Source organism: Roseivirga ehrenbergii, from assembly GCF_001593005.1.
GTDB lineage: Bacteria > Bacteroidota > Bacteroidia > Cytophagales > Cyclobacteriaceae > Roseivirga > Roseivirga ehrenbergii.
In genome coordinates, this window is sequence record NZ_LQZQ01000003.1 from 190,594 (window position 1) to 207,549 (window position 16,956).

The 16,956-nt window shown below is 38.6% G+C and carries 15 protein-coding genes; 9 read left to right on the plus strand and 6 right to left on the minus strand.

The annotated features are described in order from the left end of the window. The first annotated feature begins 2 nt into the window (after positions 1-2). The 9 genes from MB14_RS04890 (at position 3) to MB14_RS04930 (ending at position 10,837) form a co-directional block, all read left to right on the plus strand. Positions 3-1,961, plus strand: a complete 1,959-nt coding sequence (locus MB14_RS04890; protein WP_062589718.1) for a hypothetical protein — start codon at positions 3-5, stop codon at positions 1,959-1,961. A gap of 27 nt (positions 1,962-1,988) precedes the next feature. Further along, entirely contained in the window at positions 1,989-2,783 is a 795-nt protein-coding gene (locus tag MB14_RS04895; protein WP_375596893.1) for a TIGR02757 family protein, read from the plus strand. A 101-nt stretch (positions 2,784-2,884) separates the two neighbouring features. Beyond that, positions 2,885-3,493, plus strand: a complete 609-nt coding sequence (locus MB14_RS04900) for a sigma-70 family RNA polymerase sigma factor (RefSeq protein WP_053224980.1) — start codon at positions 2,885-2,887, stop codon at positions 3,491-3,493. Positions 3,494-3,503: 10 nt separating this feature from the next. Continuing rightward, positions 3,504-3,797 (plus strand): hypothetical protein, encoded by a 294-nt coding sequence (locus MB14_RS04905; protein WP_132644114.1) that lies wholly within the window; start codon positions 3,504-3,506, stop codon positions 3,795-3,797. A gap of 1 nt (position 3,798) precedes the next feature. After that, a complete protein-coding gene (gmk, locus tag MB14_RS04910) occupies positions 3,799-4,371 on the plus strand; it encodes a guanylate kinase (RefSeq protein ID WP_053224978.1) in 573 nt (190 codons plus the stop codon). Between the two features lie 4 nt (positions 4,372-4,375). Beyond that, positions 4,376-4,951: a nicotinate (nicotinamide) nucleotide adenylyltransferase gene (gene nadD / locus MB14_RS04915; RefSeq protein ID WP_062589720.1), complete on the plus strand. Its 576-nt coding sequence runs from the start codon at positions 4,376-4,378 to the stop codon at positions 4,949-4,951. Between the two features lie 137 nt (positions 4,952-5,088). Then, positions 5,089-7,698: a DUF5686 and carboxypeptidase regulatory-like domain-containing protein gene (locus MB14_RS04920; protein ID WP_157716542.1), complete on the plus strand. Its 2,610-nt coding sequence runs from the start codon at positions 5,089-5,091 to the stop codon at positions 7,696-7,698. A 200-nt stretch (positions 7,699-7,898) separates the two neighbouring features. Then, the gene (locus MB14_RS04925; protein ID WP_062589758.1) at positions 7,899-8,510 is read left to right on the plus strand and encodes a thiol:disulfide interchange protein DsbA/DsbL; all 612 of its coding nucleotides are present in this window, start codon (positions 7,899-7,901) and stop codon (positions 8,508-8,510) included. 146 nt (positions 8,511-8,656) lie between these two features. Then, a complete protein-coding gene (locus MB14_RS04930; protein WP_062590147.1) occupies positions 8,657-10,837 on the plus strand; it encodes an acylase in 2,181 nt (726 codons plus the stop codon). 213 nt (positions 10,838-11,050) lie between these two features. Here MB14_RS04930 and MB14_RS04935 read toward each other — a convergent pair whose 3' ends face one another. From MB14_RS04935 to MB14_RS04955, 6 genes are all read right to left on the minus strand, one after another. After that, entirely contained in the window at positions 11,051-11,605 is a 555-nt protein-coding gene (locus tag MB14_RS04935; RefSeq protein ID WP_132644115.1) for a hypothetical protein, read from the minus strand. Positions 11,606-11,947: 342 nt separating this feature from the next. Then, the gene (locus tag MB14_RS04940; RefSeq protein ID WP_062589812.1) at positions 11,948-12,682 is read right to left on the minus strand and encodes a tetratricopeptide repeat protein; all 735 of its coding nucleotides are present in this window, start codon (positions 12,680-12,682) and stop codon (positions 11,948-11,950) included. Positions 12,683-12,796: 114 nt separating this feature from the next. Next, entirely contained in the window at positions 12,797-13,180 is a 384-nt protein-coding gene (locus MB14_RS04945) for a hypothetical protein (protein ID WP_062589814.1), read from the minus strand. A gap of 167 nt (positions 13,181-13,347) precedes the next feature. After that, a complete protein-coding gene (locus MB14_RS04950) occupies positions 13,348-14,070 on the minus strand; it encodes a class I SAM-dependent methyltransferase (protein WP_062589816.1) in 723 nt (240 codons plus the stop codon). Between the two features lie 209 nt (positions 14,071-14,279). Continuing rightward, positions 14,280-14,369: a DUF6364 family protein gene (locus MB14_RS19095; RefSeq protein WP_221405459.1), complete on the minus strand. Its 90-nt coding sequence runs from the start codon at positions 14,367-14,369 to the stop codon at positions 14,280-14,282. Positions 14,370-14,459: 90 nt separating this feature from the next. Further along, entirely contained in the window at positions 14,460-16,748 is a 2,289-nt protein-coding gene (locus MB14_RS04955; protein WP_062589818.1) for an AAA family ATPase, read from the minus strand. Positions 16,749-16,956: the final 208 nt, after the last annotated feature.

Here is a 16,956-nt window from a genome sequence, read left to right on the forward strand (position 1 = left end):
ATATGAGGGAATTCTATGCCAAACTGATCTTTATCTTTTTGGCTTTTCTTATCCTGAAAAGTCAGGTTTTTGCTTTTCAAATTCCTGCAAACGATACCCGTCAAACTGCTTTTCAACTTCCTTTAGGCCCCAACGGAAATTTCTTTTCTAAAGAAGGTCAGTTTAATGCCAATGGCGCATCGGGTGACGGAACTTACTATAGCCGCTGGGGAAGTAGGGCCAGCAGAAGCGTTTGGTTTAAGTTTAAAGCGCCCGCTTCCGATAAAATTGTTGTTACCGTTGAAGGACAAGAATCCTACATTCAGTTGGCTTTGGTGAACTCGAACGATGAAGAGTTGGCGAGTTCAGCTTCTGGCTACCCTGTAAAGTCAGAGCAATTACTGTACACAGGTTTGCGAGAAGGAGAGGAGTATTTCCTTGTGGTCGACAATCCTATTGAAGGAAAGTCGATGGGGCAATTCACTCTCAAGTTTCAGAATTATTTAATGACAACTTGCACGCAGCCTTATGTTTTGGCACTGGATGCTAATGGAAAAGGCAGTGTAAAAATGAGTGATTTATTAAGTGAGGACTGTTATTGGCCTTGTGCTGGAGTTGAATGCTCACGAGAATTGACAAAATCAAACTTCAATTGTAATGACTTAGGTGAAAATTATGTAACCATTAAAGGAACTGGGGCAAACGGAAACACTTATTATGGAACCACCTTGGTGAAGGTAGTAGATAACATACCTCCGACCATCGCAGTCCGAAATATTCGGGCAAATATTACAAATGGGGAATTTGTTAAAGTTGATCCCAAAAACGTAATTCTTTGGCGGTGTGGAAAGATTGACTCTAGCCCAAGCCCAAGTCCAGTGCCTGGAGCAGGTGAATCTCTGTTTTTTCAAGAGCAACCTTGTGCAAAAGATAATTGTGGAATCGCACTTTTCGAATTAAGCAAAACCACATTTACCTGCGATGACTTGGGTGAAAATGAGGTGACTGCGCGTGTGGTTGATAAAAGCGGCAACGAGGCAACTACAAAAGTAATCATCACGATTTATGATTTGACAGTTCCAGTAGCGAAAGCAAAAAATGCTACGGTGTATTTAGCGGAAAATGGTTTGGTAAAGGCTGACGCTTACCTGATGGATGATGGCTCGACAGCTGGCTGTTCTAGCTATGACGTATCTCTCAATAAGTCTATTTTTGATTATAATGATTTGGGCGAAAACAAAGTGGCCTTTATTGTGAAAGATGACCGTGGTAATTTAGCTTCTACAATGGTGAACATCACGGTTGAAGATACTTTAAAGCCAGTAATTGTAAGTCAGCCAGCTAAAATGTATTTAGATAAAAATGACAAGTTAGAAGTTCGCGATGCTAAGGCACTGGCCAAACTTTGTAGCGATGCAGTGATTGTTGTGAGAGAAAATTGGTTGGGTTTTGAACCAGACGGTAGCCGTGAAGATGAGTTTTTCCAGATGTTCTCAAAACAAGAAGGCTGCACGAAGGATAATGCTCAAATTAGCGAGTTTTGGACAGAGCCGAGGGAGTTTACTTCTGCAAATTTGGGTGAAAATGAAGTAGACCTTTTTGTGTCAGATATGTCTGGGAATTATACTTCTACCAAAGCCAAACTGACGATTCTTCCATTTGACACATCTTGTAAAAAAGAGCTTTGGGCGGTTAAATCAGGCGATTGGAACGACCCAAATATTTGGTCGAACAAGGAAAATGGAGATGCAATTGGTGTGGTGCCTTGCGAAAGTTCTACCGTGAATATTAAAGGGCAAAAAGTGAATTTTGTGATTGAAGGGGAGGTTGCCGTAAAAACTGTTAACCTTTTAGAAGGTAGCGACCCCACAGAATTATACATTCAAGTGGGTAGTTTGAAAGTGAAAGAAGCGATAAGCGAAAAAGGAAAAGTGACCCTGAAGCAAAGTGAAATAGGAAAACTGGAAGTGATAAAGAAGTAGTTTTAAACCACCAGACCCAATACTCAGTTGATTTCCGATAAACTCAAAGATTTTTTAGACGCTAAAGTTGAGCAGTTCAATCAATCCAATTTTATTGAGAACGACCCAATTGTAATTCCTCACCAGTTTTCGAAAAAGGAAGACATAGAAATTACTGGTTTTTGGGCCTCTATATTGGCTTGGGGGCAACGCATTACAATTATTAATAAATGCAATGAGCTATTTGGCTTGATGGACAATGCTCCACATGATTTTATAATCAATCATAAGGAGTCTGATTTAAAGCATTTGTTGAATTTCAAACATCGTACTTTTAACACCACCGACACACTTTATTTTATCGAATTCTTTAAGGATTTCTACAGCCAACATGATTCACTTGAACAAGCTTTTTTGGCAGGAATAAAACCGGGAGATACCGATATGTCCAATAGCCTTATCCAGTTTCATAATTCCTTTTTTGCTTTGCCCGATGCCCCTGAACGCACTCGAAAACACATTGCTACTCCTGCCAGAAAATCAGCTTGTAAAAGGCTGAATATGTACCTGAGGTGGATGGTGCGACAAGACGATAAAGGAGTCGATTTTGGGATATGGAAGAATATTTCACCAAGCCAATTGGTATGTCCTTGCGATGTTCATGTGGATAGAATCGCTAGAAAATTAGGGCTAATCACCAGAAAGCAAACTGATTGGCGAACCGCCATTGAACTTACCGAAAACCTTAAAGAGCTTGACCCGAATGATCCTGTGAAATATGATTTCGCACTTTTTGGTTTGGGGGTAATCGAAGGTTTTGAGCATGAGGTGATGTCGTTTTAAGTCGATTTTGGATTTATGTGAGCTTAGTTTTGAACTTAGCTAAGTTTCTTATTGCGCCCTAATTTTAGGATACCGCAATTAATATTTACTATTTTTGCACCATGTCTGAAGAAGCTGTGAACAAAGAAAATCAGGGGACGCAAAGACAGAAATACAGCGAGAAAGAAGCCGCTCGTGTTTTTGATCAGGAATTCATGCCACATGTTAATTCCATGTACAATTTTGCGTATCGACTTACATTCGATGAGGATGATGCTAAAGACCTAGTACAAGATACTTATTTAAAGGCTTTTAGGTTTATCAACTCATTCGAGCAAGGAACTAATGCCAAAGCGTGGTTGTTCCGCATTTTGAAAAACAGCTTTATTAACGAGTTCCGTAAAAAGAGCAAGCAGCCCGCTAAGGTTGATTATAATGAAGTTGAGTCATACTACAATTCTGATGATGTAGATGAAAGCATCACCACCGATTTAAGGGTTGAAACTGTTCAACACATGATTGGTGATGAAATCACACTGGCAATGAACAGCATTCCAGTAGATTTTAGAACAGTGATTATTCTAAGCGATTTAGAAGGGTTTACCTACGAGGAGATGTCTAAGATTTTGGATATTCCAATTGGAACCGTTCGTTCTAGGTTGCATAGGGCAAGAAACATGCTGAAGGAAAAACTTTCTTCGTACGCAAAAGAAATGGGATATAACAAATAAAATGATAGCCATGAGTGAGTTCTCAGACTGGTTCAAAAATAGTTTCAAAGAGTGTTATTGTGACAGGGGTAACTTGGTGGATGAAAAGAGATTTTCTGAAATTATTCAGTTAGTGCTAGATAACGAGGCAGACGAAGAGTCGCGCGCCATCTTTGAAGAAAAAATTAGAACCTGTGTTAAATCAAACGGTAATTACGAAAGGGAAAAATGTGTGCAAGAAACCATAAAGCAAAAGCTTTGTGAACACAAGCAGGAAATCCCTGAAGACCTTGCCAATACCATAAAAAAGAGCATCGGGCTGTAACATGGGCAAAGGAAAAGCATTCATCTTCACCGCACCTTCTGGGTCGGGTAAAACTACCATTGTAAAGCACCTACTTGCAACTAACCCACAACTAGGTTTCTCAATATCGGCCAGTACACGCGATAAACGCGGCCGTTCCGAAGAAAACGGAAAGGACTATTACTTCCTCAGCAAAGAAGAATTTCGCCAGAAGATTGAAGACGATGCTTTTGTGGAATGGGAAGAAGTGTATACCGGCAACTATTACGGCACTTTAAAATCAGAAGTAGAGCGCATTTGGGCCGAAGGTCGTCATGTGGTTTTTGATGTTGAAGTGAAAGGAGCCTTAAAACTGAAGCAATATTTTGGCGATGACGCCCTAGCCGTTTTTGTTAAAGTGCCTTCTATGGAAGAACTTAAAAGACGATTAACAGGCAGAGGTACTGAATCGGCCGAAAGTCTTTCGCAGCGGTTTTATCGTGCGGAATTCGAAATGACATTTGAAAACAAATTTGATGTTACTTTAGTCAATGAAAACTTAGAAGAATCTTTTGCAAACGCAGAGATTTTAGTTTCTGACTTCCTAAACAAATAAGATTTTGCGCATCGGTCTCTTTTTTGGTTCATTCAACCCTATTCATATTGGTCATTTGGTAATTGCCGATGTTATGGCTGACCAGACCGATTTGGGTCAGGTGTGGTTTGTGGTAAGTCCGCAAAACCCTTTCAAAAGCTCCAAAACCCTGCTCCACGAATTCGATCGATTAAAAATGGTAGAATTGGCCGTGGCCGATAATTACAAATTCAGGGCTTCCGATGTGGAGTTTCACATGCCCAAACCTAGTTATACAGCCGATACTCTCGCTTATCTTTCCGACAAACACCCCGAACACGAGTTTGTGTTAATTATTGGTGAAGACAACTTAGTGCATTTTCACAAGTGGAAAAACTATCAGGCCATTTTAGACAATTACGGCCTTTATGTGTATCCACGTCCGCAAGTAGATCGCTCTAAAATTAAAGTAGCGCACGAAAATATTAAGTATGTGGAATCGCCAATGCTAGACATTTCCGCTACATTTATTCGCGATGCCATTCGCAACGAACACTCCGTTCAATACCTTCTGCCAGAAAACGTAGCCGACTACATTCGCTTCAAAAAATTCTATCAATAAGGATTAGGGAAATGGGTTTAAGATTTTTTTTCAAACCCAGACGCCAAACTTGTTGTTCTTCACGTCTATTAACAAAGTAGATAATGTACCTAAGAAAAAGAGGTACTTTATTTGTAGGTCAACACAAAACTCAAACCATGTTAAAACAACAATTTTTTGTAGCCTTACTGCTGCTATTTTCATTCCCGGCAATGGCGCAAGGCATTAAAGGAACTATTAAAGACGATAACGGAGAAGCACTTCCCTTTGCTTCCATTTATGTGAAAGAAGCCGGTTCAGGCACCTCAGCTAACCTCGATGGCTTCTATGAATACCGACTTCAGCCAGGAAATTATCAAGTTACCTATCAGTTCATGGGTTATGCTACCGTAATCAAGAATATAAAGGTCGGTTCTGGTTTCGAGCCGGTCGATATCGTTATGAAACCACAGGTCATCAACTTGGCATCGGTTACCGTGGAGGCTAAAGCAGAAGATCCTTCTTACACGATTATGCGCAAGGCCATTGCCAAAGCGGAATATCATTTATTGCAAAACGACAGTTATTCGGCAGAGGTGTATATGAAGGGAACAGGCCAAATCACCAAAGTGCCCTGGCTTTTGAGAAAGACTTTTGAGAAAGAAGGAATTGATACCTCGCAAGTTTACACGTCCGAATCGGTTAGCGAAATCTATTTCGAAAGGCCTAATACATTTAAGGAAAAGGTAATATCAGTAAGAACGACTGGTCAAGAAAGTGATAACGCTAATCCAAACGCCTACATCAACAGCAGTTTTTATTTGCCAGATGTAGTGAATGCAGTTTCACCTTTAAGTCCACGTGCTTTTTCCTATTACAAGTTTAAATATGAAGGCAGCTTTAGAGAACGCGGCTATGAAATTAATAAGATTAGAGTAACGCCACGTTCCAAAGGCGATGACTTGTTCGAAGGAGTAATTTACATAAGAGAAGACTTTTGGAACATTCATTCCCTCGATTTAACCACCAGCTTAATGGGCTTTCAAATTCGAATTGAGCAAATTTTCGCGCCCATAAAAGGCGAAATATGGATGCCTGTTACACAGAAGTTTGAATTTTCGGGTTCTATTTTTGGCTTGGCCGGAAGTTATAACTACTTGGCTTCGGTAAGTGATTATACCGTAACCGAAAATGAAGATTTAGACCCTTCGGTAATTCTTATCGATGAGAAAATAGAGGCTGCTCCAGAAGAAATCAAAGCCATTAAATCGGGTAATGTAGAAGAGGGCGTAAATCAGGTATTCAAAGAAGATCAAGAAGTTTCGCGCAAGCAGTTTAAAAAACTGATGAAGGAATACGACAAGGAAGAGCGCAAAGAAGCCGGTGAGGTAGATGTAGTTTCTGATTACTACTTCAACATCGACTCTTTAGCCACCAAAAAAGATTCGTTGTATTGGGTAACCAGAAGGCCAGTGCCCTTAACGAAAAAAGAAATTGTGGGCTATCAGCGCGAAGACAGCACCTATTTTGCAGACAAAGCTAAAGCAGAAGCGGATACACTCCGATTGAAAAACGGAGCTAAATTTCAAGCCAAGGACATCTTATTTGGCAGCTATTACAAATTGGGCGATCGATTGAGGTTTGATTTTGCGGGTTTTGTACCAAGACTTCGCTTTAATACCGTGGAGGGATTGAACCTAGATTTCACAGGTACATTTTCATGGCGACAAGATACAACAGCCCGTTTGAGAATCTCGCCTTTTGTACGCTATGGTTTTTCTGGAGAACAGCTTTATACCAAGGTAGAAAGCGTTTTTGGAATTGGTAAAAATGAACAGCGTGGTACTTTCAGAGTGCAAGGTGGAAATTACATTGAGCAGTTTAACCCTACTGCCATTGATGATTTGAGTAATTCGCTCTATAGCCTTTTGGCTGAAAAGAACTTTGCCAAATACTACGAGAAAACTTACGCAAATGTCAGTTTTGCCAAGCGTTTCCGTTTCCGTTATACGGTTGGCGCTAAGTTAGAATGGGCCAGTAGAAGCGAACTTTTCAATACCACCGATTACAGCATTTTTGATGTAGAAAACCGCGAATATAAAACCAATCAGCCTGCCAATAATGAAACCTTTGTGGGCGGTTTTGTAGACAGTAAAGCCCTGATCTCTAGTTTTGCATTTACCGTAAAACCTTGGTTGAAATTCAGAAAATATAATGGCCGATTGATTCCTTTAGAGGATTCTTCACCAACCTTTAGGCTTTCGTACAAAAAAGCATTTAACGATGTTTTGGGTAGCAACACACAGTTCGATCAGGTAGAATTTGGCTTAAAAACCACCTTCGATTTAGGGGTAAGAGCAAAAATTGACATCGAAGGAGAGGCGGGTAAATTCTTCAATACCTCTCAAATGATTTTTACAGATTTTAAGCATTTTCAAGGCAACAGGCTTCCTTTTAGCCCTATGAGTGTTACTGGAGGCTATCGACTGCTCGATTATTATAAATACAGCACTTCAGATGATTACGCTTCTATTTTTACACACATCAGATTTAGAAAATTTGTGTTTACGCAGTTGCCAATGCTCAGGTTAAGTGGGCTGAAAGAGAACTTGTTTGTAAACTATTTAGCCACGCCAACTTCTGATAATTACACCGAACTGGGTTATACCATCGATAATATTTTCAGGGTATTGCGGGTTGAGTTCGTTCAGTCATTTCAGGGTTGGAAGGCCAAAGACTTTGGTGTGCGCATAGGAGTAGCGGCAATTATCGGAAACAATAATGACTAGTGGACGATTTCACTGGAACCCTCCAAAAGCTTTTTCGTCATTAAATTAATCAGGGAATGGCTGATTTAGGTAAATCAACTTTTGGAGGGTTTTTCTATTATAGAATTGTTTGAAAGCAAAAATGAAAAGGGCATTATCTATGTAAAAAACCTTTTTCTAACCCCCTAAACTTCGTAGTTTCGGCACCATAATAAAAAATCATGAAAGGACTATTAATAGCATTATTGTTGACAGTAGGAGTAGGATCGGCTTTTGGTCAGTATCAGGAAAAAGTACATTACACAGTGGTATCTGAAACCGCTACCGCTGCCCCAACAGTAACCGAGTTTTTCTCAATGTATTGCGGTCACTGTTTTCAGTTTGAACCTATGATGCCCCAACTGAAAGCGGGTTTGAAAATGGGTACAAAATTCGAAAAATCGCATGTTGATTACATCCCACATGATAACCCAACAATGCAAGCAGGAATTGTTCAGGCATTTGTAATTATGGAGAATATGGGTGCCAAGGGCGCAGAATTACTTCAGTATTTTTTTGATCAAATTCATGTTAAAATGAGAACGGTTGACGACATGAGCACCCTTAAAAAGATGTTTGAAGAAAAGGGCGTGAGCAAGGCTGAAGTGGATAAATACTTTGCCGATAAAACCTTACAAGCCAAAGCCAAAAAAATGGCTAGAGAATGGGAAGCCAAAGGTATTGGCAGCGTACCATCTTTAGTAGTAAATGGAAAATACTTGGTGAATATGGGGAGCGTAAAAAGCCTTCCAGAATTACTGGCCCTTGTAAACTACTTGGTAGATAAAAAATAATTAGTAAGTCGTTAAGGTTTACTTGATAAGATTAGCATCGGGTCTCTTTTAAAAAAAGGAGACCCGATCTTTGTTCATAGTCCACCCACAAAAATACACTTGCACAATTCCTCAGCATGTTTCATCTTTCTTCAAACCTTACAACCATGAAGAAACTCCTTTTTCTATTATTCATTTCATTCCTTTATTCCTGTCAGTCCAAGGCTACTGATGAGGTAAGTCAGTGGGAAGCTCAGGCAGAGAATGTCACCATTATTCGTGACGATTTTGGTGTGCCACATATTTACGGTAAAACCGATGCAGATGCTGTTTTTGGTTTGCTATACGCCCAATGCGAAGATGATTTTGCGCGTGTAGAACGTAACTACGTTTGGGCCACTGGCCGTTTGGCCGAAATGGAAGGCGAAGACGCGCTTTACAGCGACTTACGCGCCAGACTGTACATGACAGTGGAAGAGGCCAAAGCAGCTTATGACGCTTCTCCAAAATGGCTTCAGGAACTTTGCGATGCTTATGCAGACGGAATCAATTATTACTTACATACGCACCCAGAAGTGCAGCCTAAAGTGCTTACGCGTTTCGAACCGTGGTTTCCGATGTTCTTTAGCGAAGGTTCTATTGGTGGCGATATCGAAAGTATTTCTACCCGCAGGGTGAAATCGTTTTACGAAAATGACCAGTCTTTGGCACTTACCGAATTTGGCGATGGCCTTACACACCCCGATCCTTATGAAGAACCAAAAGGATCGAATGGTTTTGCGATTGCTGGCGAACATACCGCTTCGGGCGATGCCATGCTATTGATCAATCCGCACACTTCTTTTTACTTCCGTCCCGAAGTACATGTGGTGAGCGAAGAAGGCTTGAATGCTTATGGGGCAGTAACCTGGGGGCAGTTTTTTGTGTACCAAGGTTTCAATGAAAGAATGGGTTGGATGCATACTTCCACCGCGGTTGATTTTATTGATGAATTTGTAGAAGAGGTTTCTGAAGTAGATGGCAAGCTGAAGTACAAATACGGGGAAGAAATGCGCGATGTAGAGGTTTCTGAAGTAACCTTGAAATACAAAGAAGGTAACGAAATGAAGGAAAGAACTTTCCCGATGTACCGAACCCATCATGGGCCAGTTACCCATAAGCTAGACGACAAATGGGTAGTGACCAAAATCAATTGGGATCCTGTGAACGCACTTACACAGAGTTATACCCGCACCAAATTGAAAACCAATGAGGAGTTCAGAAAAATGATGGACATCAGAACTAACTCTTCCAACAATACAGTCTATGCCGATGCCGATGGAAACATTGCTTATTATCACGGCAACTTTATTCCAAAAAGAGACCCTCAATTTGATTATTCTAAACCGGTAGACGGAAGTAACCCAGCTACCGACTGGCAAGGAAAACATACTGTTGACGAGGTAATTACAATTTTCAATCCTGCTAATGGTTGGATTCAGAATTGTAATTCTACACCTTTTACTGCTGCACTAGAGTTCAGCCCTAAAAAGGAAGATTACCCAGTGTATATGGCACCAGACGAGGAAAATTTTAGAGGGGTGCATGCCGTAAAAGTATTGAAGGAAGCGAAAAATCTAACCTTAGATGGCTTAATCGAATTGGCTTACGATCCTTACTTACCAGCTTTTGAAAAACTGATTCCGGGTTTGGTAGAAGCTTATGATAAGAGCGCAAATAAGAACCCAGACTTAAAACCTGCCATTGAGGTGTTGAGAAACTGGGATTTAAGAACTTCAAAGGAATCTGTGGCCATGTCTATGGCCTATTACTATGGTTCGCTTTACAGCAGAATGGGCAAAAACCCTGAGCGTTTAAGCGGAAATGAGCGCGTGGATTATTACGGAACGGGTTCACCATATAGCGAAAGGCTTGAGATTTTTGAAGCTTCTATCAAAGAGTTGGAGGCAGATTTCGGAACATGGAATACACCTTGGGGCGAAATCAACAGGTTCCAGCGCTTAAATGGCGACATCGACTTGAAGTACGATGATAACAAAGAAAGCATTGCCATTGGTATGGCTTCCGCCCGATGGGGAGCGTTGGCTTCTTTTGGGGCAAGCAAAAAGGCGGGTACGAATCGTATCTATGGTTCTTCGGGCAATAGCTTTGTGGCCGTGGTAGAATTTGGCGACAAAGTAAAAGCCAAGAGCATATTGGCAGGTGGTCAAAGTGGCGATCCAGCATCTCCGCATTTCTACGATCAAGCCCAGCGCTATGCCGATGCCGAGTTTAAAGATGTAGCCTATTACAAAGAAGATGTAGAAGCCCGCGCAGCAGAAACCTACAAGCCAGGCAAAAGAAAATAGATTTGAATTTAGATGGATGAGATGAAAAGGAGCTGAAGCAATTCAGCTCTTTTTTTGTGGGTGAAGAGCACGAACAGAGGCGGAGCTAACCGGTTAGAAACCGACCTATCAATTCTCCTCGATACAATCGAGGAGAAGTTGGGCAAAAGTGCAGCTTTGGTGGGAAGCAAACCCAGGTGCTTCTACAGCACCATTAGTCCATTGTGTTTAAGGTTAATCGTAGTTGATTAATTTATTCAGAAATTTAACGTATTTGTTAATCCCATCAACAGAGTCTTCCACAGTATAGAATCTTATGATGATCTCAGAGCTTGATCTTTTTATCCATCCAAAATTTGAATATTGGTTTACATTTAAATCGATGAGTTTATCTAATTGCTCCTTAGAATTTCCGTAGTAGATAAAACCTTTAGTGACCGCAGTTTTTTTATAGCCATTAAAGAGTCTAAACAGAACTCTTACCCAGTTCCGAGACCTCACCTTAAACTGCCTTTGCAATTTCATGCAGGGCTTGTCAATCTTGATAGTAGTAGAATAAGTATATGTATCGTTCATCAGATTTCCTGCATTTACATCAGTTAGTCTTTTCAAAGTTTCAAATGATACTTCATAAGACTTCAATGAAATGTTAGATTCTAATTGAATCCCATAAGCGCTTAACTTTCCTGTTACGTTGCCACCATGTTTCTGTGTAAATAGCTCCCAAGCGCTACCTATTTTGATGAAACTTTGAACCCATTCTGTATCAAATGGAGTCTCAGGTGCCACTTCGATGAATTTTAAATTGTGTTTATCCAATTTCTGATTGAGTGAGATTTGTATGGTCTTGTCATTACAACAACAGTTAATATATGAAAAATAGGCTGTTTTTAGCCCTTGTTGGTTTGTCTCCAACAAGCTGATACAGCTTAAAATGGCCTTTTTTATACACTAAGGGAAATGAAAAGTCAGATTATAGCCTGACAAAATTAAGTTGAAAGTAAGGATATAGCCTGACTTTGTTAAGGATTTATTCAGATGCTAGCTCGCCAAAATATAGAAAGCGATTTTTAATTTTTATCATTGGGCTTGAAAGGCCTGTCGGTGAAGAGTACCAAATAGGGATGGTAGTTATTTGCAGTTTTTATCAATTAGATTATTGACATCTTCAAACCCTAGATTACTTGCTAAGTGCCAATCCTTGCAAGCAGATTCTACGTTTCCAATTTCATAATAACACAAGCCTCTGAAAGCATATATTGATGATAGGAAAAGTTCACGATTAACTAGCTTACTGGAATTATCAATGATAACTGAAAAATCCCTTATTGCCCCATTGTAGTCTTCTCGGGCATTGTATAGAAATTCCCCTCGTGAAAAATAGGTTCTTAAATATTCTGGATTTATAAATATGGCCTTGTCAAAATCAGCCATAGCTAAATCAATTTCGTTAATTTGAAGGTATGTTTTTGCCCTACCTTCAAAAGCAATCTCCGCATTCTCTGCATTTAATATGGATAGATTATGATAGAATAAAGAAGAGTCTATCATGCCTAAATCGTAAAGAATTTCTGCCTTCATTAGATATTCCAAATTAATTGAGTTTGTGTACTTTATAGCTGTATTAATTGATTCGAGAGCCTGCTCAAATTTATTGGTTTCCTGAAGGAGCGTTGATTTTTTGTAGTGTAGTCTGCTGTTGTGGGGCGTAATTTCAATTGCATTCTCAAGGTATGATAGAGCTTCATCAGGTTTAAATTCATCTGCTGCTTCATCAGCAAGAGCTTCCCAAGTTCTAGCTCTTCGAGCTGAACAAGAACATATACTAAATACTAATACCAGTACTAATAATTTATTTAGAGTCATGGTTGTTTTATTCTTGACAAAAAAATGAGCTGATGTTTATTATTGAGCCTCTGAGGTCTGTTGGTGAAGAACTCCAACTGGGGAGGGAATATGTTTGTTCGCTTGTTTCTGTCATTATGATTTACCATTCATTATTTGCTCAACATATTTTCTGTGATTTTTAAATCCATTTGTCTCTGGTTTTTCCAAGTCAACCATTCCGTCAATTCCAGAGTCATAAATTTGCCAATTATGTTTTTTAGCTAATTCAATAAGGGCATAAATTCCATTTTCTCCATACAGCGATAGCATAAAGTTACTCGAATGCATATCGTCTGTAAAAAAGTTAATTGTAAAGTCAGTTCCGACTATCTCTCTATGATTGTCTTTTTTGTTCACTCGCTCAAAAGAAGATTCTAAAATTTCGCTAAAATCAGTTGATTCCAATTGAATCTCGTCTAGTTCTGCAACAGAGATAATCTTTTGTTTTGAATTAAAAAGTATAATATCCCAACTCATTTTTTCGGTTTTCTTATATGGTGTACAACGTCTTGGCTATTCTCAGTCTCCCAAAGGCCATTGCGTATAGGTTTTGTGTTTGCCTTAAATAGTAAATGTAGTTAATAGAGTGAAAAAGTTTGACTTCAGAGGCCTGATGGTGAAGACTATCGACAGTGGCGGGAGGATTAGCCCTTTTTCTTTTTACCCCAAGTTATTGAACCGCATCCGAAAAACAGTTCTTCGTAGTGGCTTTCTAGTCCTTCGTTAAGCAACATTGAATGAAAACTTTTTGAGTTACCGAATTTTGAAGTGTAAGTGCCCAGCATTTTGTAGTCTTGCGAGTTTCCTTGAAACAGATAGCCTACAACTGGAATGATCTTCGTCAAATAAAACATATAGAAGAACTTAAGAAAGCTACTATTCGGAACAGAGATTTCAACAAAAGAATACGATCCTTCAGGCTTCAGAAGCCTATTCAATTCATGGGCAAGTTCAGTGAGTTGCTTTGTATTAAATGTTTTCAGACCAAATGATGAAACAACATGATCAGCCGAGTTTGACTCAATGTCATTTTTAAGAATATCCTGTTCTAGAATGTTTATTTGGCCACTGACACTCTTTTTATTCTTACGGGCAATGCTGTTCATATTTGGAGAGATATCAACAGCATTTATTTCATGAACATTGAGCTTCGAATGTTTTATTGAAGGCCATAGCTCTCCCATTCCACTCATTAAGTCATAAATAACCACAGGCTTTTCTGTAGGTTTAATTTTATTGATACAAGCTTTCCTCCAACGTTCTGTAAACCCAAAAGACGATATGTAGTTGGTTAGTCCGTATGTCGAAGACATAGAGTCAAAAAGTTTACTTACGAATTCGGGGTTGTAAATTGATTCCTTCTGCATTTCAACGATTATCACCAACGCGCTGGCTAATATAGAAAAGCTTATTTCATTATTAGTTTTTAGCAGCCTTTTCGTGAAAACAGCTTAGCGCATAAACCAAATAACCACCATGTTCTACAAACCAACCCTGCCTGTTTTCCTTACTTGAGGTTACACTAGCATTGGCAGAGTATTACAAGTGAGTTTCAGAGCCCCGTTGTTGAAGAACATCAACAGGGGCTCTCACCTTTTTTTGCAGCGTACTTCTTGGCCTGCTCTATGACTTCCTTGTTTAGTGTAAGTGTTAAATTGGTTTTCATGGAACAGGTTGTTATTTATTTCTGGGTCTTATGAGGCTATTAGTGAAGAATAATTAGAGGGGCGAAGTATGAGTTCTGGGCTTTACTTTATTACTTATCAACTAATTTTTTGCAGTATTCAATTTGTCCTTTGAAATCCTTTTCAATGTGTTGAATTATTGTTTCGCAAACTTCCAAATAATCTTCGTCATTAATTGGGGATTGCTCGCTTCTCCAACCTCCATGTGACAAATCATTTATCAGGGTGTAAGATTTGGTTTCATTCGGAATATTCTTCCTTATATATTGAGCAACCCCATCTTTTGAAATATCAATATTTTGAAATTTAGTTAGAGTTTCAATTATATGTCTAATAGAATTTGCAGTGGTGTGATTTGCGATATCCCCCTTTCTAGCAATACAGTAAACATCAACCAAATGGTTTATGTACGGTACTGTTAAGTTATTATTGAAATCCTTGAGTTCTCCCTTCTTGAGAAGTAATTTCTTATCAACAATGTTATTCGAAGAAAGAACTCTCATAAAATCATTGTTATGTGTGAAAATGAAAATTCTCTCTCTCTTTAATTTATCAATGATTTTGGCGATATCTCTGATTACGCCACAGAGAGTATAAACATGAGAAAAGTCCATACTTGAAATTGGGTCATCAATAATGAAGAATAGCTTCTCATAATCTTCCTCACTTTTAACTTTTAAATGTGTGTCTCCAATGAAGTATGCGAATGCTACTATGTTTTTTTCTCCTTCACTCAATACGTCTTTGGCTTGATTCTTCTCAAGGGTATTTTGATAAAAGATAAGTCTAAAACTCTCTTCATCTAGAGTGTACTTGTCGGAAAAAAAGTAGTTGAGAACAGACTTAATTGTTGAGGCTACTTTTGCTCTTTTACTGACCCTTTGTTGCTCCTTCTTTTTCTTGATTTCATCATTTAGTGTTTTCCACTGCTTGCGCAAAGTGAGTACTGACTGAATATTTGTCTTATGTTGATCTATTAAATCGTTATAAGTGCATTTACAAATTTCTTTTCGAGTTGCCTTATTTTCTTCACCTAATCTATTTTTTTTAGAATTGATGATCTCAATTTTTTGATTGTTGCTATCTATCGTTTTGTTTACGAGAGCTTGTTGTTTCTCAATGTTTTCAAGCAACGTTAACTCAATTATAACTGATTGACTTATATCCTTAAGTTTAGTGTCAATTTTGTCAATAATTGATTGAATAGCCTTTTCAAGAGGGTCAATATTTAGTTTACCTAACTCTACACCTGCGCTCGATGGTATATATTTAGTCTTGTATTCGTTAAAAAGGTTGACTCTCTTAGAATTTACATTTTCAACTGTTTTAAGATTGGTAATGTGATTTTCTAAAACCTCAGAATACTCTTTAAAAAGCTTGATGGTTTTGGCCTCAGTATCTGTTAAATACCTTGTGTAATCATCAATTAGATGTATAGCTTTTGCTTCAAGTTGTTGTTCACAGAACGGACAAGCGGTGCTTTCAGAAGCTTGCAATAATTGCATGCCTGTCTCAACGAATATTTGTTTACTCTTAATTTTCCTTTTAAAGTCTTCTGCCAATGAACTTAACGAGTATTCTTTTTCAGAATTTTCTTCAATCTCTTTTAATAAGTTAAAATCAATATTAACTCGATTAACAGGTTTTATATCATCTAAATTTTCTGGGACTGATTTAATCTTGTTGTAATCTTCAATTAGTTTATGAAAAGATTTGGATACTCCGAACCTTTTGTTATCCACGCCCTGGAATATACTTGAAGGAGTGAGTAAACTATACTCAGTTAGTCTTTTTATATTCTGAATGTTGCTGATGTTTTCCTTCACATATGCGTTAATTTCAGTTTCAACTTGCTCAGCTAGTTCCTTTCCTTCTTTCTCAACTTTCGCAAGTTCATCTTCATCATCTTTTAAATCGATATTTACTTTCCCTAAAATAAAACCTTCAATTTCACTATCCTTTTCGTAGCTCAATGCACGAATGTTCTGTTCTACATAGTCTTGGTTAAAAGTGTGATACAAATAATTAGTTCTTGGGATTGTTGGAATTTGACCCTTCGTTAGAGAGATGCTAAAGTCATCTTTAACATTCCCATCTTTATCCGTGATATTCAATGAAAAGCTCCCAGAAGTTTCCCCTAATGTTAAAAGTTTATCTGTTGGGCTTTTTCCTTCTTCGTCCAGTTCTAATTCCTCTTGAGTTTCTGTTAGTCTGAAAAGCCGACTAATAAATGTTTTCCCACTTCCATTATTGGCAAAGACACCAATTTTAAGTGAACTTGATTTAATCTCCTTTGACAAGTTCTCAATTGGTGCAATGTTCTGGCACTTAATTACCGTTTTTATTTTATCATCTGCCATTGTTGTGATTGTCGGGTTTACAGAATTTGTACATTACACTATGTATACACCGCAATCGTGGCGCATATATCTAATATTATTCACTAAAACCTCCTTATGGCAGCCGAATAATGATTGCTATAAGGAAGTTTCTGTCTATCGGAAATCAATATAGAGAATTACAATTTAAGTATCATATAATCCTGAAGTGGCTTGGCTAAAAATTAAT